Raw genomic sequence first — 23797 nt, 5'->3', positions numbered from 1 at the left:
AATAAACTCATCTTTATATGGATGGAGGAATGCATCGTGAAATTAATTTCTTGGAACGTCAATGGCTTGCGTGCCGTGATGAAAAAGAATTTTATGGATGTTTTTAATGAATTAGATGCCGACTTTTTCTGTCTGCAGGAGACCAAATTACAGGCTGGACAAATCGAAATGGATTTGCCTGGCTATTACGAATATTGGAATTATGCAGAGAAAAAAGGCTATTCTGGCACGGCTATCTTCACCAAGCACGAACCGATGAACGTAACTTATGGATTGGGTGTGGAAGAACATGACCAAGAAGGTCGCGTCATCACGCTTGAGTATCCTGAATATTACGTCATCACTTGCTATACACCGAACTCACAAAACGAGTTGAAACGGTTAGACTATCGTATGACCTGGGAAGAAGCTTTTTTAGCCTATCTGAATGGTCTGAAACAAATCAAACCTGTCATTTTTTGCGGTGACTTAAATGTTGCTCACGAGAATATTGACTTAAAAAATTGGAAAACCAATCAAAAAAACGCTGGCTTTACACCACAAGAGCGTGAAAAATTTAGTCTCTTATTAGAGAACGGCTATATTGATACCTTCCGACACTTTTATCCAGACCAAGAAGGCATTTATTCTTGGTGGAGCTATCGCTTCAATGCTCGTAAGAATAATGCTGGGTGGCGGATCGATTATTTCGTTGTTTCTGACGACTTGAAAGAAAATTTACAAGATGCCAAGATTCATACCGATATTTTCGGCAGCGATCACTGTCCTGTAGAATTAGACATCAATCTTTAAAAAGTTTGAAGCTTTACCTGTAGGACTTTCGCCCTGCTAAAAAATATGGTAAAACATTGGCGAAGAGGTGAATCTGTTGAATTTTATCGCAATGGACTTTGAAACAGCCAACTATCAATCTCACAGTGCCTGCTCCTTGGCATTGGTGATGGTAAAAAATAGCCAAATTGTCGGAGAGTATTATTCATTGATCAAACCCGAGACTGAATTCTTCTGGAAAAACATCCAAATCCATGGGATTCACCCAGAAGATGTGGAGGATGCACCGAAATTCCCTGAGGTATGGCAAGAGATCCAACACTATTATAAAGAGAATCGTTTGATCGTCGCTCATAACGCCGGCTTTGATACAAAGGTTTTAGCTGGTTGTCTCGACTACTATCATTTAGAGCAACCCTCTTACCTTTCTCTTTGTACCGTTCGAACCAGTCGCAGACTGTTTCCTGAAATGGCAAACCACCGGCTAAACACAGTGTGTAAGGAGCTTTCCATCCCTTTGAAACATCATCATGATGCCTTAGAGGACAGCCGTGCCTGTGCAAAGATTTTGCTTTATCAGGAAGATCATTTTGGGATCGATCCACTAAAAAAATTAGTATTGCCCATGTAAGCGAAGCACTCCGCTTCGCTTTTACTTGATCAATTTACTCAACAACAATACATCTAAAAAGTCACCCTGTGCATCACGGGCTCCCCGCACCATTGTTGCTTCTGTTTTGAATCCAAACTTTTGATATAAACGAATGGCCCGTTCATTTCTTTTTTGAACGGTCAGTTCTAAACGGTATAGGGACGAGGCATTCTCACTCCAATAGATAACCTCATCAAGCAGCGCCGTTCCCAAACCGATTCCCCAGAATTCCTTCAGCACGCTAATCCCGATCTCACCGATGTGGGAAACAGTGTACTCCGATGCGGCTTTAACTGAAGCCATTCCAACAATTTGCTCATCAGCAAAGGCCAATAAAAGCAAGTTATTCTCACTTTCATATAAATTTGCCAACTGCAGACTCAGCATGTCCTCACTTAATCCTAAGCCAACTTCATCCATGATCAAAAAATCAGTTTCTTTCGCGATTTGGCGGCTAATTTGTAATAAATCTGCCGCATCGTCAGGGATTGCTTCTCTCAATGTGATCTCAACTTCACTCATTCTGCTTCCCACGCCTTCAAAATTCGTGCTTTAAATTCTTCCGCTTGTTTTCCATTCGCGATGAAGTCAACACGACGCATCGTTTCATCTTGATCGTCTTTTGCTAAAATTAATTCCAGATAATCTTCTGGCATATACTCGCCTAACTGTTGCCCCCACTCAATCACCGATAAGCCGTCACCTTCAAAATAATCATCTAAACCTAAATCATCGGCCCCTGTTTCGATCCGATAGACATCCATATGATAAAGCGGTAAACGCCCCTGCTGATATTCTCGAATAATCGTATAGGTTGGACTTTTGATCATTTGGTCGATTCCTAGACCTAAAGCGATTCCTTTAGTTAAGGTCGTCTTACCCGCCCCTAAATCACCGGTCAACACTAAATTGTCACTGGCCTGTGCTGCTGTCCCAATCATTTTTCCTAAACGTTCCGTTGCTGCTGTATCTACTAACGTAATCACGCAAATCCCCTCTTTTCTACTACCAACTTAGTATAACGATTTAAGCATTGAGAGAAAAGAAAAAGATTCTTCATTTTTGCTTCCGTTTAAAGCGTGTTTTTAGATAAACAAAAAAAGATAAGCATTTAGCCTATCTTATTAGATCGTCAGCTTATTTAATTAGGTGAACTTGATTTCTTCTGCTGCTTCAACGGCTTTCGATTTTGTTACATAGCTTTCAGTATCCCCAGGGAATAAAAACATAATTGTACTTGCTTTTCCCTGTGCCTTCAAATACTCTCGATCTACAACAGCCAGCTTTGTCTCGGGTGTGACCTTAGCAGCTTCACCAACAAGAACATCAAATCCTTGACCCTGCAACTCAACCGTATCAATACCAATGTGAAGCAGAACTTCTTTCCCATCACTCATTTCAAGCCCAATCGCATGCTTAGTTGGAAAGATACTGGTTACTATCCCTGTAACAGGTGAGAAAATCTCATTTGATGCAGGTTCAACCGCAAATCCTGGTCCCATCATCCCTTGAGAAAAAACAGGATCACTTACCTCAGACAGCGGAATTAATTGTCCTTTCACAGGACTAAAAATAACTCCTTGCTTCTTTTTTTTAAACATCGAAAACATGTTTATCCTCCTTTCGTCCTCATCGCAATAAATAAGATGATTGCCGTAATTAAACTAATAAATCCAATCGCAAAATAAAAAATGAACATTGTATTGCGTGAGATGGGCTGTTTTTCAACAACTATTTTTCTATTATAGAAAAAACACAAGGCAGCGCCAATAATATTTCCCGTTAACATTTGCTGAACCAAACTAAAGGCTAAGAAACGTTTCTCAACAAAGTGGTTCTTCTCATTTTGAGAACTAATAAAATAGAGGCATGCTGCTTGAAAGAGCATTAAAAATGACAGTAGCAAACCTAATGTTAATCCTGGAATTTGAAGAATAAGTTGTTGGATGGTCACCTGCTGATTGAAGCTTACTAAAAATAAATAGAAGTAAAAGAGCACTGGCATCAGAACCCAATAGCCAAGCAACACATTTCTTTTCACTCTCAAAGATTTAAGCGCTATCATTTTAAAATCTCCCTTTCGTGTCAAAATTTAGATATATTTAAGTTGTGGAATCAGTACTTTTCTCAAGTGTATAAATGCCATAGGATCGAAGCAAGTAATCCATTAAACAGCTTAGTCCAATCAAGGATTGTGATTGAAGTCTTCTCCTGCCAATAACGAAAAAGTCACAATAAAAATTTAGATGATGCGTGCTATGTCTAGCAAAATAGTTATCTCCGACTGCTGTAACCGCCAGTACGGGAATCTTCCGAACTTCAAAAGCTGTTAGATTCTCTTTCACATCATCTGTCTCTCCGCTTAATGAAGCAATCACTACACAATCATTTTGGGTAATCATCGGCATTACCATATCCAACTCAGTTTTGTTTGGCAAAACCAGCGCTCGTTTATCCACATTTAATAACATTTTGTAGAATTCATCGATAATATTTTTTTGAGAAAAACCCGTAGCATAGCAATAAATCGTTTGGCTTCGATCAAACATCTCGTTGATTGGTTCCAAGTTCACTGATTGCATATACTCAATTGTCTTTTTGATATCATCGAGTTGCTTCTCAAAAATATTCTTCTCGCTCGTTTCTTGCTGCTCACTGATTTCCGTATGTCGTAGAAAATACTTTAATTCTGAGTAACCGGAAAAGCCAAGCTTCTTCGTTGTTCTTAATACAGATGATTTGGACGCGTGGACCATATCGGCAAGCTCCATAATTCCTGAAGATCTAACTTTTTCAGGATTCGCCAGCATGAATTGTAAGATATCTTTATCCAGTTCGCTCAGTTCTGCTAAATGTTGATGAATCAACTGCTCTAATGTCATAATTTTCCCCCTCCTACACTATTATACGTGATGGAGGAGGAAAAAATATTGTTTTTCATCGCAACTAGCTTAATTCTGGCCAAAATTCTTTATTTGCTTCAATCAGGTCATCCAATAATTCTTTCGCAATCCGAGCATTTGGAACAATTCTTGACAGTGCTAACGCCTGATACAATTTTTGATAAGATTTTTCTGCCCAAGCTTCAACCACTAATTTTTCTACTGCTACCTGTTGCTCCATCAAGCCTTTTTGGAAGCGTGGAATCTTTCCTTGCGTCAATGGTTCTGGTCCATTACTGCCTACAACACAGGGTACTTCTACCATCGCTGTTTCATCAAAGTTGACGATGGCTCCTTCATTTGGCACAATCAGCAACATTCTTTCATGTGTGTTATAAGCGATCGCGCGAGCAAGATCCACGATATAACTTGCGTGTTCATCCACTTCTAAAGAGGTGCCTTCAGCGGTTCCTGCTTCGGCAATACGGTCACATTCGCTGAATACATGCTTTTCCCGACCAGCCATCACTTCGTTTGCACGTGTAAATTCAGGATTTGCATGTGCAACTTCATCTTGTGGATAGAAATAATATTTCAAATAGGTATTTGGTAATGTATCTGGATCCAACGCGTAAACCTCTTTTGCTTTTGCAAAGGTATGCATCCAGCTAGCATCTGTATGCTGAGATTCTTCAATCTCTTCCGGTAATGAATAGCCATGATCCTTCACATGCGCTTTAATTTGTGGCATCAAATCATTGCCTTCTTTGTCGCGAATATCTGTCCACCAGCCAAAATGATTCAGACCATAATAGCGAACTTCCATTTCTTTACGTGAATTCAAGCCGATCGAATGCGCCATCCGTTCTTCGATTCCAACAGGCATATCACAAATATTAATGATCTTTGATTCTGGTCTTAATTTTCTAGTCGCTTCTGCTACAATAGCCGCAGGGTTCGAATAATTCAGCATCCAAGCGTCTGGAGAGTATTTTTCCATATAGTCGACTAATTCCAATACGCCGCCAATCGAACGCATCCCATAAGCAATACCTCCAGGCCCGCAGGTTTCTTGCCCTACTACACCATATTTTAATGGGATTTTTTCATCTTTTTCCCGCATCGCATACAAGCCAACACGTATGTGAGCCATAACAAAGTCTACGTCTGTGAAGGCTGTTTCCGGATCTGTCGTAGCGACAAAGTTGATTTCTGGTGCACGTTCCTTTAATAAAATCTCACAGGCACTCGCCACATGATTTTGACGTTCCTCCAAATTATCGTAAAACTTTATTTGTCTAATTGGAAATTTATCTAAGTTGTCCAATAACATCAAAACAATTCCTGGAGTAAAAGTACTTCCCCCACCTGCAATAACAATTGAAAATTTCTTCATTCTTCATACGCTCCCTTTATTAATTTTCTGTGTTCATTAATGTTTCAAACTGTTCACGAACCTGCGGCACATCTAAACCGACAATCACCTGAAATGCATTACCATTTCGTACAACGCCATGAGCGCCGCCTAATCGAAACACTTCATCAGGTTGTACAAGCGTCTCATCCTTAACTGTAATTCGTAGACGGGTAGCACAATTATTCACTTTTTCAATATTCTCCGCTCCGCCAAAACCATCTAAATAAACAGCTGCTTGTTCAGTATATTGATTCGCACCTTCTAAAACAGGTGCGTTGCCGCCTTGTTTTGCTTTGTAATCTTTCTTTGAGTACAATTTAATGTCTTGGGTATTTTCCTCGCGCCCCGGCGTTGCCAGATTGAACCGTAGAATTAAAAAGCGGAAAACGACAAAATAGATCAAAATAAACGCTAGTCCGATAAATAACTGAGTAAAGATCATGCTTTTATGATTTTGAAACAGTGGAATCCAAACTTTCGCCAGCAGATCAATGAAGCCGCCGCCCATATCCCCTACTACACCGAAGCCGTACATTGTCGCCGCCATCGATGCTGCTAAAAATGCATGTACAGCAAATAGCGGTGGCGATACAAATAGGAAAGTGAATTCTAAAGGCTCCGTAATCCCAGCTAACACAGCAGTCAAGGTGGCTGGAATTAAAATAGCTAATACTTTCTTTTTGTTTTCTGGCTTCGCAGTAAAATAGAAGGCCGCCGCAATTCCTGGAGAAGCAAAAATTTTAGAATTTCCATGTAAAGCAAAGCCGCCTTCTGGGAATAATTGTTTTAATGGCTTAGTTGTCTGAGCAAATTCCTGCAGATGCCCCATCCAATATTTAGTGATCCCTTCCTCAACAACAGCTGGCCCGTATACAAATGGCGTATAGATAAAGTGATGCAACCCTGTCGGGATCAATATCCGCTCTAAGAAGGTGTAGAGCCAAACCCCAAAGATTCCTGCACTTGCTAAGAAACCTTGCAAAGAACCGATTCCTTGTTGGACCTTTGGCCAAATCAAACAAATCAGAAAGGCAATCGGCAGCATTGAGAAAAATCCTAAAATGACAATAAACGACGATCCTTGAAAGATACCCAAGAAATCCGGCAGCTTTGTATCAAAGTATCGATTGTGTAAAAAAACAACAATTGCTGAAATAAAAATCGCACCGATAATTCCGGTATCTAATGTTTTGATTCCTCCAATTAGTTTAAGCCCGCTCTCTCCACCTGGTTCTGCGGCAAAATTTACTCCAAAAAAGTTTCCAAAGTACTCCAACATCGATGAGATAAAATAATTACAGGTCGTATAAACAACGAATGCCTCCATCGCTGCTCGAGCATTTGCCTTTTTCGCTAGCCCAATGGATAACCCGATAACGAATAGTAGTTCCATCTGATTGAAGACTGTCCAAGCACCATTTTCAACGATGCTCCAGATCGAGTACCAAGTCGTCCCCTCATTGGCGATGCTGCCCACAAGCATTGGGTTTTTGAAAATAATGCATAGAGCAACCATTATTCCTGAAAAAGAAAATAATAGTACAGGGGTAAACATTGCTCCTCCAAAGCGCTGAATCTTTTCCATCATGACAACAATACCTCTCCTTCCAATTATTGATTTTCCTGTTTACACCTCAGACTATACAGGGCGAATAAACCGTTTACAATATTCTGAGACAACTCTGGGAATTAGGTTCCAAGCTTGTCACCAAGTGTCTGGGACTGGGAAATTTCCCAACCTCCCCCCAGTTTCGATTATTGACAGAAAAAAAGACAAGAATTCGTCTGATTGCGAATTCTTGTCTTTTTTACTTTTATTCTTTATCGTTTAGCCCTTCGAGACTAGCTCATCAATGATTGGGCTGCTGTAATAATCGATAGTTTGTATACATCTTCTTCGTTACACCCACGTGAAAGGTCAGAAACTGGTTTGTTCAATCCTTGCAAGACTGGACCAATAGCTTCAAATCCACCGAAGCGTTGGGCAATTTTATAGCCGATATTTCCTGATTGAAGCTCTGGGAAAACAAAGACTGTTGCTTGACCGGCTACTTTAGATTCAGGGGCTTTTAGTTGTGCCACACCTGGAATATAGGCAGCATCAAACTGTAATTCGCCATCGATTAAGAAATCTGGCGCTAATTCCTGAGCGATTTTTGTCGCTTCAGCAACTTTTTCTACTTCTGGAGCTTTTGCAGATCCCTTTGTTGAGAAGCTCATCATTGCAACTTTTGGCTCAATATCGAATAATTCTGCAGTTTTTGCTGATTCAACAGCAATTTCCGCCAATTCTTGAGCATTTGGATTTACGTTGATGGCACAATCCGAGAACAGATATTTTTCTTGGTCGCGGCCACGAACCATTAAGAACGCACCACTTGTTCGGCTTACGCCTGGTTTCGTTTTAATAATTTGCAATGCTGGACGAACTGTATCTCCTGTTGAGTGAATCGCACCAGAAACCATTCCGTCTGTGATGCCCATATAAGTCAACATTGTACCAAAGTAATTTTCATCCTTAAGAATCTTTTCAGCATCTTCTTTGCTGACTTTTCCTTTACGGCGTTCAACAAAGGCTTCTACCATTTCATCCCAGCGATCAAAATGATCAGGATCAATGATCGTGAAGTTGCTTAAAGCGATTCCACGAGCGCCCGCAGCTTTTTCAATTTCAGCCATATTCCCAATCAAGATTGGTTCAATTAGTTCTTCCGCTTTCAAACGAGAGGCAGCCCCTAAAATACGTGCGTCAGTTGCTTCAGGAAATGCAACTTTAATGTTGCGACGAATAATCTTAAATTTCAAACTATCAAATAGTTCCACAATAAAACCCTCCAGATATTTATTTCCTATCTATCATACAATACTTCACATGAAAAGAAAAGGACAGAATAAAGCATCTGTACTACTAATTAAAATCTAGTAAATGTGAATTAAGAGCCTTTTCACAAACTGTCTCTATAACAGAAACCGTTGTCATACTACACTGTTTCAGGTAATTGCCAATCAATCGGTGCCTCGCCCCATTCCGTCAATAGCTGATTCGTCTTTGAAAAAGGTTTTGACCCAAAAAATCCACGATGAGCAGACAATGGTGACGGATGGACAGATTTCACAACGGCATGTTTGCTTGTATCAATCATTTTAATTTTTTCCTGAGCCGGTTTCCCCCACAAGATAAAAACAATGGGCTTTTCACGTTCATTTAACCGCTCAATAATCGCATCTGTCAGTTGCTCCCAGCCCTGTCCTCGATGAGAATATGCCTGCCCTTCTCGCACCGTCAAGACTGTATTAAGCAACAATACGCCTTGTTTCGCCCAAGTTACGAGATTTCCATGTTGAACTGGCGGAATGCCTAAATCGCTTTGCATTTCTTGGTAAATATTCCGTAAGGATGGTGGAATTTTTACACCAGGTTGAACAGAAAAGGACAGTCCATGTGCTTGATCTACGCCATGATAAGGATCTTGTCCTAAAATGACAACTTTCACCTTATCATAAGGGGTTAGTTCAAGTGCTTCAAAAATATGGTACATATCTGGATGAATTCGTTGCGTACTGTATTCTTGTTTCAAGAATTCACGCAGCTTTAAATAATATGGTGCCTGAAATTGATCGGCTAAAACATTTTGCCAGTCATTATGGATGATTTCTTTCACGTTCACTCACTCCTGTTTGAAATAATTTGCATTAGAAAAACGGTTTAATCCTTCCACTCTATTTTTCCTGTTCAACTAATTCTTTTTAAAGAATATCCTCGACATGGTTATCCTCTCTGGGATTATGGTACACTATCGTTGTATGATAGGAAAGCTAGGTGAATAATTTTGATAAAACTCATTGCCTCTGATATGGACGGTACACTGTTGAATGATCAAATGCAAGTCCCGACAGCAAATATCGAAGCCATTCGGAAAGCTCAAGCTCAAGGAATTGAATTTATTACAGCTACTGGACGCGGAATGAGCCACGCCAAAATTTCTTTGGATGAAGCGAACATTCACGTACCAATGATTTTATTAAACGGCGCTCATGTCGTAAACGCAGAACGAGAAACCATTTTTACGATTCCGATCGGCAAGGAAAAGACATTTGAAGTAATGGACGCGCTGGAAGAGGCCGACCTCTATTATGAAATTTTTACTGCCGAGCATGTATACTCTTCAAATCAGCCGATGCGAATCGAATTTTTCTCTGAACATATTCTAGAAAAGATGCCTGGAATCTCTAAAAAAATGGCGATTGCGGCTTCCTCTAGACATTTATCTTTAACACCGATTACTTTCGTCAAAGATATGCGTCAGACATTAATTGAAAAAAATGAAGACGTATTAAAAATCATTGCTTTTGACAAAAACGGACCTGAACAGCTAAAAGAAGTTACTGGTGTTCTAGAAAAAATGGGGGATTTAGCAATTGCCGCTTCTGAATTGACGAATATAGAGATCAATCACGTCAATGCTCAAAAAGGGATTGCCTTAAAACAATTTGCCGAAGAACGGGGCTTTACTGCGGATCAAGTGATGGCTCTTGGGGATAATTTCAATGATGTCAGTATGCTGACATACGCTGGCACTAGCTTCGCGATGGGCAATGCAGCAACCGCCATCAAAAAAATTGCTAAACATGTCACTGATACGAATGAAGAAAATGGAGTAGCAACGGCAATCGATCGAATTCTTTCTGAATAATGGATAATTAGAAGGTGTGATACAACATGACCGAATTTTTTATTCAAGAAAAACAACTAAGTTCCATGACACGAACGATCGTCAAAGACAACAAGGGAGTTCCTTTATACTTAATGGTTGGCCACTGGGGACGAAAAGGAAATGTACTATCTCTATATGCCATGGATGGTCAAATCGTCGCTTATATCAAGCAGGCAAGTGTGATTTTCGGGCGCAAATTTGAAATTTATTGTGATCACACAAAAGTAGGTGTGCTTCACAAAATCTTCCATTGGCCTGGCGACTTCTATTACATTCAACAGCTTCATTGGGCTGTTTATGGAGATATTTATAATCATAAATACAAAATCAACCACTTCAACCAATCAATTATGACAATGGATAAGGCGACTTTGCTAACAGGTGATTATTATGTTCTAGATGTCACCAATCCGGCAGATGCCCCAGTCTGCATCTGTGTAGCAGCCATCATGGATTATTGGCTCTACAATCGAAACAAACAGCAAGAGCCCGAAACGGCCTTTGAAGTGACTTTTTCTCAAAATTAAGAGCTATGACTGCATCGTCATAGCTCTTTTTTCGCATTCTTTCTCAGCGACTTGTCAGAAGTTAACCTCTATCAAAGGCTTTTACTTTTCGTTGCATATGGTCATAGACATGTCCGCTGATCACGATTTCACCAACATCCTTGAACCCGTCTCGTAGGTAAAGTCGTTTCGCATTTGGATTCGCCTTGTCAACATTTAATCCAATCACTTTTTCTCCTTCATGAGTCGCTAAACGATCGACAGCTGTTAATAATTTCGAACCAATCCCTTGACCGCGGAATCGTTCATCTACCGCAATCGAGTCTAAATACCATTCATTGGGAAAAGCTTCTGGATCAATAAACATTTGAACCTCATCTTCAATCCCCTGAGCCCTCAAATATTTTTGTAAGGGCAGATCAATAATCGCTTCCTTATTCGCCGGATAACCAAAAACAGCACCAGCAATTTCGCCATCGATTTCTTCCACAAGCCCTCTTGCATATCCAAAGCGGTAGGTTGGATCTTCAAAGCAAGCAGCGATAGCTTCTAAGGCCTGTTCTTCTCCAAACTCTTCAAGAAAATCCAGCTCCATATCCTTTAAAATAACCAATATCAGTTTAGCTACGGCCGCTCCATCTTCTTTTTTTGCAAATCGAATCATTTTAAAACCTCTCTTTTAATAACGTTTGATACTACCTTCACAGTGTACCATGAGGCGCCGATTTTCGAAAGTGCGGTTCCTTTGTATTCAGTAAAAAGTTTGCTATGATTACTTTGACCAGTTTCATTTCCATATTGCTGTGTTTAAAATCAATAGATAAGAACTATTAAGGGCGTTTTCGTTTATTTAGGAGGAAAATCAATGAAAAAAATAGTAAAAATTTTTTTAGGAGTTATTGCGGCAATTATCCTTGTATTAGGCGGCTACCTGATTTACCTATTCGCAAGCTATGACCGTCTGCCTGACGATCAAACCTTAGAACCAAACAATTCGCATAACCAAACTCTTGAAACAAATAAAACGTATCGCGCAATGAGTCATAATGTAGGATACGGTGCTTATCCACCAAGCTATAGTTTTTTTATGGATGGCGGGAAGTACTCGAGAGCCTATGACAAGGAAACCGTTAAAGAAAATATGCAGGGAATTGTGAATACGACAAAGGAGCTAGAACCGACACTAGCCTTTTATCAAGAAGTGGATCAAGATGGCGATCGTTCGCAGCATGTGGATGAAGTTGCTTGGTTGAAGAAGCACCTGCCTGCATACAATAGTTTGTATGGTCAAAATTATGATTCCTCTTATCTTTTCTATCCTTTTACAGATCCCATCGGTCAAGCAAAGTCTGGACTTGTCACATTGAGTAAAGCAGAAATAACTAGCAGCAAGCGCTATTCTTTACCAATCGAGACAAATTTCAATAAATTCTTTGACTTGGATCGCGCCTTCACCGTTAGCCGTATTCCAGTTAAGGGGGATCATGAGCTAATTGCGATCAACACACATTTATCCGCTTTTACTAAAGACCGCTCGATTCAAGCAGCTCAGTTAAAAAAGATTTTTGATGTGATGGAAAATGAGTATAAAAAGGGAAACTATGTTTTGGTCGCAGGAGACTATAATCACGATGTCTTAGGAAATAGTCCGGAGGTTTTTGACACGACCAAAAAACGAGAAACCTGGACGCATCCATTTCCAAAAGATCAACTTCCAGCAGGCTTTCACCTGCCTAATGGAAAGCTATCTGAAGAAAAAATTCCATCCGCTCGTGCCTTAAACGAGCCCTATAAAAAAGGAACCACGTATACTACTTTGATTGATGGTTTTCTTGTTTCGGAGAACATCAATGTTAAAAATGTTCATGTAAAGGATATGCAATTTAAATATTCTGATCATAATCCCGTCTACCTAGATTTTAGTTTGAAATAATCCTCAAAGGCAGCAGCTTTAAAAAATAAGCATGCTGTCTTTTTTTATTTCTCCTTTGATCTACTCTTCCATGAGAAATTGCATTCCCTTTTTTTCCTTGTTAAAATTAAGAAAATAAGAAAAGAGTTGTTCTCTATGCGACATTTTGTATTCAATATACGCACAATTGCTTTCCTTCAAACAAGAAAACTACTATGAGATGAAACATTGTTTGAAGGAGGAATAAGAAAGGTTTCATCGTCTTCATTAAAGAGCCATTTTAGGTGCTCTTTATTTGTTGCGGAGAAAAACACTTCTTCCTTACAAAAATTGGAGGATTGCTAAATGGGAACTATTAAACAAATAAATAGAAAGAAAAAAAATGAACTCGCAAATTTGTTGCTGATTTGGGAAAGTTCGGTGGCAGCTACCCATCACTTTTTGACAGCAGAAGACATCCAGTCTTTAAAGCCTGAGGTAAAGAACGCTCTATTAATGATCGATCAGCTTTATGGCTATTACGCCCCAACTCTTGTCGGGTTTGTTGGAATCGAAAATGAAAAAGTCGAGATGCTCTTTGTTGCTGCTCATTTCAGAGGAAAACGAATCGGTAAAAAATTGCTTCATTACGCAATTGACGAACAACAGATAAAGTATGTCGATGTAAATGAACAAAATGAACAAGGAATAGGATTTTATCAGCACATGGGCTTTCAACTAGCTGGTCGTTCAGAATTTGACGAGCAAGGGAACGCTTTTCCCATCCTGCATTTAAAAATAAGAAACACTAAGGAAAAATCAAATGAAAATTGAAGAAATTCATTCAAATAAGAAAAAGTTTTTAGATTTGCTTCTTTTAGCGGACGAACAAGAAGACATGATTGATCGCTACCTTGATAGCGGGCGTATGTTTGTCCTGTATGATGACGATTTGAAGTGCGAAGCCGTTGTCACACAATTAAATGAAACGGAATGTGAACTGAAAAATATCGCGACGATGCCAAATGAGCATGGCAAAGGCTATGGCAAAACCATGATTCAGTTTTTATTCAATGAGTTTTTAACTCAGTATCAAACGATGTATGTTGGAACTGGTGATGTCCCTGGCATCCTGAACTTTTATAAAAAGTGTGGATTTCAAGAATCTCATCGTGTAGAAAACTTCTTTACAGACAACTATCACGAACCGATAATTGACCAAGGCGTTCAACTCGTCGACATGGTTTATTTGCGAGCAGATAAAAAATAAATAATAAAGCACGCCTCTGAAATTAATTTTTCAGAGGCGTGATTTATTATAAAAGTTCTTGGTAACGTTGGATATAGATCTTTTTTACCAAGGTAACTAGCAATAGATAAGCCAAAATCGTGACAACTAACCATAGCCAATATTGATTAGGTAAGATACCTAATCCCAAATTCTGTCCGAAATTTGTAAATGGCAACAAGGTTCCTACAACAATCCCTAAAGTTGTAATGACCGTCATGATAAATGACCCTCTGCTTTGAATAAATGGAATCTGTGGAGTTCTCAGCGCATGTAAAACTAAGGTTTGTGACCAAAGCGACTCGACAAACCAGCCTGCATGGAAAATAGCGATAAAAGCTACCTGCTGATCTGGTGACAATGAGTGATAGCTTCCGCCAATAACAGCTGGACAGACCACAAAGTACATCAATAAATACGTGGTAATATCAAAGATTGAACTAGTTGGACCAAGCCAGACCATAAACTTACCTATACTGGAGGCAGTCCATTTTTTTGGTTTTTCTAAATACTCTTTATCCATCCGATCCCAAGGAATTGAAATACAAGAAATGTCATAAATCAGATTCAAGAAGAGAATTTGTAACGGCAGCATTGGTAAGAATGGCAGAAAAGAACTAGCTACTAATACCGAAAACATATTCCCAAAATTTGAACTAGCAGTAGCTTTGATGTACTTCATGATATTGCCAAAGGTTTCTCTTCCAGAAAGAATTCCTCGTTCCAAAATCATCAAATCTTTCTCTAGCAAGATGACGTCCGCAGATTCTTTCGCGATATCCACTGCAGTATCAACAGAAATTCCAACGTCGGCTGCCTTCATTGCCGGAGCATCATTGATCCCATCTCCGAGGAATCCAACCGTATGCCCATTTTTTCTGAGCAAACTCGTAATTTTCTGTTTTTGCTGCGGATTTAGCTTTACAAAGACATTGTAATTTTCTGCGATCTCCGCTAATTCATCTTCTTTTAAATGAATTAAGTCTTCTCCATGAATGATTGTTTCCGTTCCTAATCCAACTTGCTTGCAAACAGATTTTGTCACTAAGGCATTGTCGCCTGTTAAAACCTTCACACCTACACCGTGTTCTTTCAATGCCTTCAATGCTTGTTTCGTAGTTTCTTTTGGTGGATCTAGAAAAGCTAAATAGCCTATAAGCACCATCTCTGCCTCATCAGCAGTTGAAAATTCACCGACAACACTAGGATTCGTTTTTTGAGCAACCCCGATGACACGTAAGCCATCTTCATTTAACTCGTGTACCTTTTGTAATACTTTTTTTCTTAAATCATTTGTTAATTCCGTGACTTCCCCTTTAAAATCTACGAAAGAGGAAATTTCAAGCATTTCTTCTATCGCGCCTTTTGTAATCATTTGAGTTTTTCCTTGTTGATCCTCCACAACAACACTCATTCTACGCCGCTGAAAATCAAAAGGAATTTCATCTACTTTTTTGTAACGAATCGCATCGGTGTCCAATTCCTGCTTGGTAGATTCAATAATCGCAACATCAATCAAATTTTTTAATCCTGTTTGATAATAGCTGTTTAAATAAGCATGTCTTAGAACTCGATGATCCTCTTCTCCATCACAATCCAAATGATATTCGAGAATGATCTTGTCTTGGGTCAAGGTTCCCGTTTTATCTGTACATAAAACATCAATTGCACCAAAATTTTGAATCGCGTTTAAGTTCTTGATAATTGTGCCATTATTCGCCATCCCTGTAGCACCTTTGACCAAATTAGTCGTTACGATCATCGGCAGCATTTCCGGTGTCAAACCTACAGCAACGGATAAACCAAATAGAAATGCTTCCATCCAGTCCCCTTTAGTAAATCCATTAATAACAATCACTGTTGGCGCCATCAAGGCCATGAATTTAATAAATAAGAAAGAGGTCTTACGAATTCCTAGCTCAAAGCTTGTTTGAACGGGGGTATCCGATAAAGAACTTGCGACATCACCAAACAATGTATTTGCACCTGTGGCAATTACAACGCCTTCAGCACTTCCACTAATTACATTACTTCCCATAAATACCAAATTATCATAACTAGTTTCAGAATCCTTATTCCCCGTTATCTCACCAGCACTTTTCTCAACAGGATAACTTTCGCCAGTTAAAGCAGACTGTGAGATGAATAGATCCTTCGTGGTAATCAAACGGATATCCGCTGGAATCATATCCCCTGCGGAAAGTTTTACTAGATCACCGCAGACGATCTTCTCCATCGGAATCTCGTTATAACGATTCTCTCTACGAACCGTTGCCGTTACTTTGACCAATGATTTTAACTTTTCTGCCGCTTTATTTGAACGAACAGATTGTACCAGTGTCATTGTTCCACTGACTAACACCATAACCAAAATAATGCCGCTGCCAAAGAAATCTTTCTCACCTGCTTCTGGCAAGATCCCTTCTGTAACCAAAGAAATGAATCCTAACCCAATTAGTACCAAAGTAAAAGGGGTGATAAATGCTTTCAGAACTTCTATGATAAATGGCGTCGCCTTTTTTAAAGGAAGCTTATTTTCACCAAATGCTTCTCTCGCTTCTAAAACTTCCTCAGCTGATAATCCCAATGTAGATGTATTAAACGTCTCAAAAATATTTTTCACTGTTTTTCTAGCAAATAAACTATAATCTGTCCTTGTTGTTACTTTCTTTTGTTGTCTCATTTTTTTCTCCTTTTCTCCGAAAAAAATATGCCATAATCCTATCCCTATAAACAAGTATAGAGCCATATCTTTTACCGTATTCATCCTTACCCCTCCTGCAATCGACGGGCTTATGGAGAAAAGTGGAGGTTAAAAACAAATAGACAATAGTATCTTGTTTGTTCTTTTCTGCCATAAACCCGCAATTATTGAGCTACTGTCATCCATTTGTTTTCATCTCCTTTTTTTCTGTTTGTTCTAGTGATGATCGAATCTTCTTTTTGTAGATTCTCATAACCAATTTGCCTTCCTCATAATCATCAGAAATCGCCTGGTATCCTAATTTTTCATAAAATCCCCATGCTTGCTTTCTACCAGTTAAAAAAACGAAACAAAAGCCGAAACTCCTCGCGATCTGTTCTGCATAAATCAATAAATTTTTTCCTAACCCTTCCCCTTGAAAATGAGTATCTACTGCAACTTGTTTGAACTGAGCACATTCGTTTGAAATCGGATGTAGTAATAGCGTTCCTACTACTCGATTCCCTCGCTTGACAACCAAGTGAAGATCGTTCTTTTCCTCTCTAGGTGCTTGGAATAGAAGTTGCTTACCAGAGCTTAGCTTTAACTCGTTGTTTCTAAGTGTCAAGGCCTCATTATATAATGGGCTATTCCACTTTGTTAATGTGAACACTGTTTTACCATGATTGTTCCTCCTTATTCTTGTTTTAAAAATAATAATGTTTGCTACGTAAAAAAGGCTTTTCGCTCAAAAACTCAGCGAAAAGCCTTACTATTATTCATCCTAAAGAGACAAAGTCGTATAGTCGATCTAATCGTTGAGTTTTGGCACTATACAACGTAAAGACAAACATCTTAGCTACCTTAAGAAAAGCCTTGTATTCGACAGTTCCTGTTCTACCCATTGGCGTCTCTCGACATTTTTGGGCAGTAGCCTATGTTTGTATAGGAGCCTCACCTAACAAATCATATTTTATTTTCGAACACAATATAACAAGTAATAACGAGTCTGTCAAACTTTTTTATGAAAAAAATCCGTTGATCCCTTTATTCACACTTTGAAAAATCCAATTTTATATTGATTTAAAGCGATTTTTTTATTAAAAAAAGTTTTCAAATTAATTTATAGTTTATAGAAAAGTACAGAAAAATCTGAGAGGACATAATTAAATAACGATCGTTTCTATAAAAAAGAGTAGAGCATCTTGCTCTACTCAATCGTTTTCGATTCTTTTGATTAACCCAAACGAAGTTTTTTTATAATTTCTTCAGCTGTCGCTAAATTCATTCGTTCAGCTTTTCTTAATTGTCTAGAAACTTGTGGGATTTCACTAGTTGTTGCGCCTGCCGTAATCGCTAACGAACGACTTTGCATCGCCATGTGTCCCTTTTGAATTCCTTCTGTGACTAATGCACGAATAGCCGCAAAATTTTGAGCCAATCCAACAGCCACGATGATTTCTCCTAGCTTTTCAGCAGACGTTATTTCTAATAACTTCAAGCTTAATTGCGCTTTTGGAAAAACCTTTGTTGCTCCTCCAACAATTCCAACCTTCATAGGTAAAGTCAACTTACCAATGAGGGTGTTCTCTTGAATGGACCAATCAGTCATCCCTTCGTATCGACCGTTTCGTGCCGCGTATGCGTGACACGCAGCGGCTACAGCACGTGTGTCATTTCCAGTTGCCAATACTACAGCATCAATGCCGTTCATAATGCCTTTGTTATGGGTAGCCGCACGATACGGATCGATCTTACTGTATTCACTCGCAGAAACAATTTTTTCAGCCAACTCAGGTGAGAGCTGTTCCAATGAAATTTCACATTTCGCTTCAATGAGTGACTGTGTCGCGTAATTGCTTAAAATACTAAATAAGATATCTGCTTCTGGCATTAGTTGTCGGACTTCTTGAGCAACAGCCTCCAGCATTGTGTTTAAGATATTCGCTCCCATTGCGTCTTTTGTATCCACTTCTAAGTCGATAGAAACATAACCTTCTTCAAAGGTACGCACTTTTATCGATTGTACTCCACCGCCACGTTGGTAAATAGACGGATAGCTTTTCTCAGCGACCGCAAAAAAGCTTTGTTCGTTGGCATCAACGATTTTTTTCACTTTCTCAAAATCTGTAACGTTCCGCAAAACAATTTGACCAACCATATTTTGATTCATCACACGTGTCGTGATTCCACCAGATTTAGCGATTATCTTCCCTGCATTACTAGCAGCAGCAATAACAGAAGGTTCTTCTGTCGCCATTGGAATAAGCTTTTTTTCCCCATTAATAACAAAATTTTGTGCCAACCCAAGTGGAATGGAGCACTCGCTGATTTGATTCTCAATTAAATGATTCGCGATTTTCTCTGGTAATACTGTCTCAGTGGCTAGTTGTGCCGCTTCCTTCGCCGACAACTTTTTTTCTTTGACCAACTTAGCTAATCGTTCGGCTTGAGTCATTTGATAAAACTTTTTTTTTGCAGTTTCTTGATCCTCAGCTTTCGTTATCATCAAAGCTAGACCTAAGCCGCCACCGATACAGAGACTTGCGATGCCTCGCTGTTTATCCTCTTGTACAAGCTCTGAGATCAAAGTCGTGATAATCCGTGTTCCACTAGCTCCGATTGGATGTCCTAGTGCAATTGCACCACCATAGACGTTGATTTTTTCATTAGGGAGCTTTAATTCCTTTTGAACAGCGACAGAAGCAGCCGCAAACGCTTCATTGATTTGGAACGTATCAATTTCGTCAATCGTTCGGTTTGCTTTGTGTAATAGTTTATTAATCGCTGAAACTGGAGCCATCCCCATGATACTAGGGTCAATTCCCACTTCACTATAGCCATTGATAACCGCTAAATAAGCTAATCCATTCTCAATCGCATAGGATTTCGCCGCTAGAACAACCGCTGATGCCCCATCATTCAAAGTCGAAGCATTAGCCGCTGTAACAACGCCCCCTTCCTTAAAAGCAGGCTTTAAAGAAGCTATTTTCTCAAGCGTTGAATCATGTCGAATCCCTTCATCTTCCCATAAGGTGCTTCCATCCGGAAGAGGAATAGGAACGATTTCTGATTCAAATTTTCCATCTTTACTGGCTCTTGAAGCCTTCATTTGGGAGTCATAGGCATATTGATCCTGCATTTCACGAGTAATTTGATACTCTTCAGCTACCTTTTCCGCGGTTAGTCCCATATGCTTGCCACTAAAAGCATCTGTCAATCCATCATAGATCATGCTTGATTTTGGTTCCTGCCACTCTTGTGCAGAATAGTCAAAACTTGTCACTTTTGGTGCTTGTGACATGTTTTCAGTTCCTCCTGCGACAACAACCTGAGCTTCACCTAGCAAAATCTGCTGCATTCCAAAAATAACTGATTTCATTCCTGAACCGCAAACCTCATTGATTGTCGTGGCGGGTACTTCATAAGGAATTCCTGCTTTTACTGCAGATTGCCTTGCGACATTTTGACCATTTCCTGCCTGCAATACATTCCCCATGAATACTTGTTCAACTTGATCTGGCGCGAGATCTGCGCGTTTCATCGCTTCTTTTACGGCGAACGCACCTAACTCGACGGCTGAAACAGTTGCTAATTTGCCTTTATATCTGCCAATTGGTGTTCGTACAGCGCTTAAAATAACTACTTCTTCCAAGAGTGCACCTCCAATATTTTCATTAAAAACCAGACGTAAGTATAGCATAGATAGTTTTATAATTTCTTAAGATTCAAACTTAACTAATTTTGACCTTTCTATGATATATTTACCTTTGGAAGAAAAGAATGTCTACTCTACTTTTTTACTTTGGTAATTTAGTGGAAAGATATGCTGGTGAAATTGATTGATGAAGCATTATTCATCAATTAGAAATAGGAGGAGCAATATGAATATAGGGATTGATAAAATCAGTTTCCATGTACCAAATTATTATCTTGATATGACGGACTTGGCAAATGCACGTGAGACTGACCCCAACAAATTTCACATTGGTCTTGGACAAGATCAGATGGCAATTATTCCTGAGACACAAGACATCGTTACTTTAGGAGCAAGTGCTGCTGCGAAAATTCTTACAGATGAGGACAAAAAGAACATCGACATGGTAATTGTCGGCACAGAATCTAGCACCGACTTTTCAAAATCTGCGTCAGTTATCATCCATGAACTGTTAGAGATTCAACCATTTGCTCGCTCATTTGAAATAAAACATGCCTGTTACGGTGGTACTGCTGCACTGCAACAAGCCAACGACTATGTTACTCTGCATCCGGATCGCAAAGTTTTAGTTATTGCAGCAGATATTGCTAAATATGGACTGAACACCGGAGGCGAGCCGACACAAGGGTGCGGTGCAGTCGCTATGCTAGTTACTAAAAACCCACATTTATTAGCTTTCAACAATGATAGTGTCTTCTATTCCGAAGATGTTTATGATTTCTGGCGTCCGGCCGGACATGATTACCCATTAGTTGATGGTCACATGTCAAATCAGGTGTATATCGATTCCTTCACTCGTATTTGGGAACAAAATAAAAAAGTCAATCATACAGATAGCAGTGATTATGCTGCGCTGACTTTCCACCTACCTTATACAAAAATGGGACGTAAGGCGCTGCGGGCAATTTTCTCTGAAATGTCAGAAGAAGAGCAGCAACGACTTGAAGCTCGTTATGATGAGGCGGTTGTATATAGTCGACAAGTCGGAAATCTATATACAGGCTCTTTATACCTTGGGCTCATGTCACTACTCGATAATGGGGATTTAGCTGCTGGCGATCGGATTGGTCTATTTAGTTATGGCTCTGGTGCAGTCAGCGAATTCTTTTCAATGACTTTGATGGATGATTACAAAACCTATCTATCAATTGAGGAAAATCAAGCGTTGCTTTCAAGTCGTCAACAATTGTCGATTGACGAATATGAAGCGATGTTCAATAAGAAATTACCGACAGATGGTGAAACGTATACCTTCTCTGATTATACTGCTTATGCGATAAACAAAATTAGTGGTGATATTCGTTATTACAATAAATAGCTATCGAAAAAGCCAGCTTTTCAGCTGGCTTTTTTGCGCAAAAAAAATAATCTAGCAGGTCTAATGGCTAAGTGTTTTTTCTTCATTCCAGATTTCTGGAATATTCACACTCTTGTCTAGGTCTTAAACGTCTTTGTGGTTGAATTTCGTTTAAGCCTCACCATTAAGTGGAGAAATGGTTCTACTGTCTACATTTCTCTTCCCCGCTAGATTAGAATAACTTGGTAAGGAGACTTCAAATCCCTACTTCCTTTCTGCCATTTCGGCATTCACTTTGAAATGAATACTGCTTCCATTCATTTCTGTTGTACAATTTTACAACCTTAGGGACCTACCCCTTACATCTATATTTATAACACATTTTACTGATTTTTGCAACCGTTTACAATCTGTTTATTTATCTTTTTCATGTTATAATTCTGTGGTCAGATAAAACGATTATGATTCACTCATTTTAATAAATAGGAGGCGTCAGTTAATGAATATTTTATATATCTCGATCTCTGGAAATACAAAAGCTTTTATAAAACGCTTGGAGGAATACGGGAAAGAACAACATGAGTTAGACTCAGCAAATCCATTGATTTCAGCCAAAGAAATTTCAGAGAACAGTATTTTTGAAGTGGAAGAATCTCCTTTCTTTACTTTTGTTCCCACCTATTTAGAAGGCGGTAACGGTGTAGATAGCGGGGATACTGAGATCCTGACCGAAGTGATGCGTGAATACTTAGAATACGAAGATAACTACAAAAAATGTCTAGGTGTAGTTGGCAGTGGAAACAAAAACTTTAACTACCAATATTGCTTAACCGCAAAACAATACAGTGAAGCTTTTAGTTTTCCCTTCTTAGCGGATTATGAACTAAGAGGGACCTCTGCAGATTGTGAACGTGTGTACCAGATTTTAAAAAAGAAAGCCGTAAATTAATCATTTACTAATTATTCTATTGACTTTTTCTCATGTTAGGGGCATTCTTTTAAAATAAGAATTTTTTTGAGAGAGGCGTGTTGAAATTGAGAAAAGTCGCAATTATCGGTGTAGGTCATGTTGGAAGTACGACAGCTTATACCTTAATTTCAAAAAATATAATAGATGAGCTGGTTCTTTTTGAGCCAAGAGAAGCTATTCTTAGAGCAGAATTAAATGATCTGATGGATGGACAAATGGAACAAAATAATCAAGTACGGCTAATCGAACCTGATTTAGCTGAGTTATCAGACACTGACATCATTGTTTTTTCAGCCGGCGACATTTCCATCTTCGAAGGCAATCCTGATCGTTTCGCAGAATTGAACCTTACTAAAAAGATCGTGGAGGAATGGGCACCAAAAATCAAAGAATCTGGGTTTAATGGAATACTACTGAACATTACTAATCCATGTGATGTGATCACCCAGTATTTGCAGGAACTAACGGTTTTTCCTCAAGAACGAGTGCTAGGCACAGGTACTACGTTAGATACTGGACGCATGAAACATGCTGTTAGTCAGAAATTGAACGTTCATCCTTCTGCAATTGACGGCTATGTTATTGGTGAGCACGGTGAAAGCCAGTTTGTTGCTTGGTCAAGTGTTCGTATAGGCGGAGTACCAATTACAGATACCTTATCTGAAGAGAAACTTATAGCATTAGATGCTGCTGCTCGAGATGGTGGCTGGGTTACGTTCAGAGGTAAAGGCTATACTTCTTATGGGATTGCCATTCAGGCCTCACGAATTGTTGAAGCCATTCTGAATAACAACTATCTAGTCGCTCCAGTTAGCCATTATCATCCTGCTGAAGATTGTTATGTAGGCTCTCCAGCAAAGCTTTCACGACAAGGAATCATGGAAAGCTTTCCTTTAGATCTTTCTAATGCAGAACAAGTAAAATGGCAACAGACGATTCAGACGATTCATTCCATGCACGGGACAATATAAAAAAAAAGGCTCTATAATTTCTAGGACTGATAGAAA

General features: G+C 39.2%; 23 protein-coding genes and 1 riboswitch. Of the genes, 10 read left to right on the top strand and 13 right to left on the bottom strand.

Annotated features, from left to right (window positions below):
• Positions 1-36: 36 nt before the first annotated feature.
• Positions 37-792: an exodeoxyribonuclease III gene (locus RV13_RS09165; protein ID WP_010746420.1), complete on the top strand. Its 756-nt coding sequence runs from the start codon at positions 37-39 to the stop codon at positions 790-792.
• Between the two features lie 76 nt (positions 793-868).
• Positions 869-1402: a 3'-5' exonuclease gene (locus RV13_RS09160; protein WP_010746421.1), complete on the top strand. Its 534-nt coding sequence runs from the start codon at positions 869-871 to the stop codon at positions 1400-1402.
• Positions 1403-1423: 21 nt separating this feature from the next.
• On the opposite strand, the gene RV13_RS09155 is transcribed toward RV13_RS09160, so the two are convergent.
• From RV13_RS09155 to RV13_RS09115, 9 genes are all read right to left on the bottom strand, one after another.
• Complete coding sequence (locus RV13_RS09155; protein WP_010746422.1) at positions 1424-1945, bottom strand: GNAT family N-acetyltransferase; 522 nt, start codon at positions 1943-1945, stop codon at positions 1424-1426.
• Complete coding sequence (tsaE, locus tag RV13_RS09150; protein ID WP_010746423.1) at positions 1942-2409, bottom strand: tRNA (adenosine(37)-N6)-threonylcarbamoyltransferase complex ATPase subunit type 1 TsaE; 468 nt, start codon at positions 2407-2409, stop codon at positions 1942-1944. The genes RV13_RS09155 and tsaE overlap by 4 nt, the downstream gene beginning before the upstream one ends.
• 159 nt (positions 2410-2568) lie before the next feature.
• The gene (locus tag RV13_RS09145) at positions 2569-3033 is read right to left on the bottom strand and encodes a PTS sugar transporter subunit IIA (protein ID WP_010746424.1); all 465 of its coding nucleotides are present in this window, start codon (positions 3031-3033) and stop codon (positions 2569-2571) included.
• A 2-nt stretch (positions 3034-3035) separates the two neighbouring features.
• A complete protein-coding gene (locus RV13_RS09140; protein WP_010746425.1) occupies positions 3036-3488 on the bottom strand; it encodes a hypothetical protein in 453 nt (150 codons plus the stop codon).
• Between the two features lie 37 nt (positions 3489-3525).
• Complete coding sequence (locus RV13_RS09135; protein WP_010746426.1) at positions 3526-4305, bottom strand: MurR/RpiR family transcriptional regulator; 780 nt, start codon at positions 4303-4305, stop codon at positions 3526-3528.
• 64 nt (positions 4306-4369) lie between these two features.
• The gene (locus RV13_RS09130; RefSeq protein ID WP_010746427.1) at positions 4370-5701 is read right to left on the bottom strand and encodes a 6-phospho-alpha-glucosidase; all 1332 of its coding nucleotides are present in this window, start codon (positions 5699-5701) and stop codon (positions 4370-4372) included.
• A gap of 19 nt (positions 5702-5720) precedes the next feature.
• A complete protein-coding gene (locus RV13_RS09125) occupies positions 5721-7310 on the bottom strand; it encodes an alpha-glucoside-specific PTS transporter subunit IIBC (RefSeq protein ID WP_010746428.1) in 1590 nt (529 codons plus the stop codon).
• A gap of 254 nt (positions 7311-7564) precedes the next feature.
• Positions 7565-8545 (bottom strand): phosphate acetyltransferase, encoded by a 981-nt coding sequence (gene pta, locus RV13_RS09120; protein ID WP_010746429.1) that lies wholly within the window; start codon positions 8543-8545, stop codon positions 7565-7567.
• Between the two features lie 158 nt (positions 8546-8703).
• Complete coding sequence (locus RV13_RS09115; protein ID WP_010746430.1) at positions 8704-9384, bottom strand: uracil-DNA glycosylase; 681 nt, start codon at positions 9382-9384, stop codon at positions 8704-8706.
• Positions 9385-9552: 168 nt separating this feature from the next.
• Here RV13_RS09115 and RV13_RS09110 point away from each other — a divergent pair, with 168 nt between their 5' ends.
• Together RV13_RS09110 and RV13_RS09105 are read left to right on the top strand one after the other, a co-directional pair.
• Positions 9553-10416 carry a Cof-type HAD-IIB family hydrolase gene (locus tag RV13_RS09110; protein ID WP_010746431.1) on the top strand — a complete coding sequence of 288 codons (864 nt, stop codon included), beginning with the start codon at positions 9553-9555 and terminating at the stop codon, positions 10414-10416.
• Between the two features lie 26 nt (positions 10417-10442).
• Positions 10443-10964 carry an LURP-one-related/scramblase family protein gene (locus RV13_RS09105; protein WP_010746432.1) on the top strand — a complete coding sequence of 174 codons (522 nt, stop codon included), beginning with the start codon at positions 10443-10445 and terminating at the stop codon, positions 10962-10964.
• Between the two features lie 61 nt (positions 10965-11025).
• Here the strand turns inward: RV13_RS09105 and RV13_RS09100 are convergent, their stop codons facing one another.
• Positions 11026-11607, bottom strand: coding sequence for a GNAT family N-acetyltransferase (locus RV13_RS09100; protein WP_010746433.1), 582 nt, complete (start codon positions 11605-11607; stop codon positions 11026-11028).
• A 201-nt stretch (positions 11608-11808) separates the two neighbouring features.
• Here RV13_RS09100 and RV13_RS09095 point away from each other — a divergent pair, with 201 nt between their 5' ends.
• The 3 genes from RV13_RS09095 to RV13_RS09085 all read left to right on the top strand — a co-directional run bounded on the left by RV13_RS09095 (position 11809) and on the right by RV13_RS09085 (position 14104).
• Complete coding sequence (locus tag RV13_RS09095) at positions 11809-12876, top strand: endonuclease/exonuclease/phosphatase family protein (RefSeq protein ID WP_010746434.1); 1068 nt, start codon at positions 11809-11811, stop codon at positions 12874-12876.
• Between the two features lie 324 nt (positions 12877-13200).
• Entirely contained in the window at positions 13201-13668 is a 468-nt protein-coding gene (locus RV13_RS09090; protein ID WP_010746435.1) for a GNAT family N-acetyltransferase, read from the top strand.
• Positions 13658-14104: a GNAT family N-acetyltransferase gene (locus RV13_RS09085; RefSeq protein WP_010746436.1), complete on the top strand. Its 447-nt coding sequence runs from the start codon at positions 13658-13660 to the stop codon at positions 14102-14104. The genes RV13_RS09090 and RV13_RS09085 overlap by 11 nt, the downstream gene beginning before the upstream one ends.
• A gap of 46 nt (positions 14105-14150) precedes the next feature.
• Here the strand turns inward: RV13_RS09085 and mgtA are convergent, their stop codons facing one another.
• The 3 genes from mgtA to RV13_RS09065 form a co-directional block, all read right to left on the bottom strand.
• On the bottom strand, positions 14151-16805 hold the full coding sequence (mgtA, locus tag RV13_RS09080; protein WP_028020725.1) for a magnesium-translocating P-type ATPase: 2655 nt from the start codon (positions 16803-16805) through the stop codon (positions 14151-14153).
• Between the two features lie 199 nt (positions 16806-17004).
• Positions 17005-17433 carry a GNAT family N-acetyltransferase gene (locus RV13_RS09075; protein WP_035016672.1) on the bottom strand — a complete coding sequence of 143 codons (429 nt, stop codon included), beginning with the start codon at positions 17431-17433 and terminating at the stop codon, positions 17005-17007.
• A gap of 175 nt (positions 17434-17608) precedes the next feature.
• A riboswitch (M-box (ykoK) riboswitch) is annotated at positions 17609-17778 on the bottom strand.
• A gap of 264 nt (positions 17779-18042) precedes the next feature.
• Complete coding sequence (locus RV13_RS09065; protein ID WP_010746439.1) at positions 18043-20460, bottom strand: hydroxymethylglutaryl-CoA reductase, degradative; 2418 nt, start codon at positions 20458-20460, stop codon at positions 18043-18045.
• Between the two features lie 229 nt (positions 20461-20689).
• Between RV13_RS09065 and RV13_RS09060 the strand changes: the two genes are divergently transcribed.
• The 3 genes from RV13_RS09060 to RV13_RS09050 all read left to right on the top strand — a co-directional run bounded on the left by RV13_RS09060 (position 20690) and on the right by RV13_RS09050 (position 23761).
• On the top strand, positions 20690-21841 hold the full coding sequence (locus RV13_RS09060; protein WP_010746440.1) for a hydroxymethylglutaryl-CoA synthase: 1152 nt from the start codon (positions 20690-20692) through the stop codon (positions 21839-21841).
• Positions 21842-22319: 478 nt separating this feature from the next.
• Complete coding sequence (gene nrdI / locus RV13_RS09055) at positions 22320-22769, top strand: class Ib ribonucleoside-diphosphate reductase assembly flavoprotein NrdI (RefSeq protein WP_010746441.1); 450 nt, start codon at positions 22320-22322, stop codon at positions 22767-22769.
• Between the two features lie 86 nt (positions 22770-22855).
• The gene (locus tag RV13_RS09050) at positions 22856-23761 is read left to right on the top strand and encodes a lactate/malate family dehydrogenase (RefSeq protein WP_028020726.1); all 906 of its coding nucleotides are present in this window, start codon (positions 22856-22858) and stop codon (positions 23759-23761) included.
• Positions 23762-23797 lie beyond the last annotated feature (36 nt).

The sequence above is a fragment of the Enterococcus raffinosus genome (assembly GCF_001886185.1).
GTDB classification, from domain to species: Bacteria; Bacillota; Bacilli; order Lactobacillales; family Enterococcaceae; genus Enterococcus_A; species Enterococcus_A raffinosus.
The sequence above is the reverse complement of the archived record's forward strand: the minus strand, read 5'-3'. Positions and strand labels throughout refer to the sequence as shown.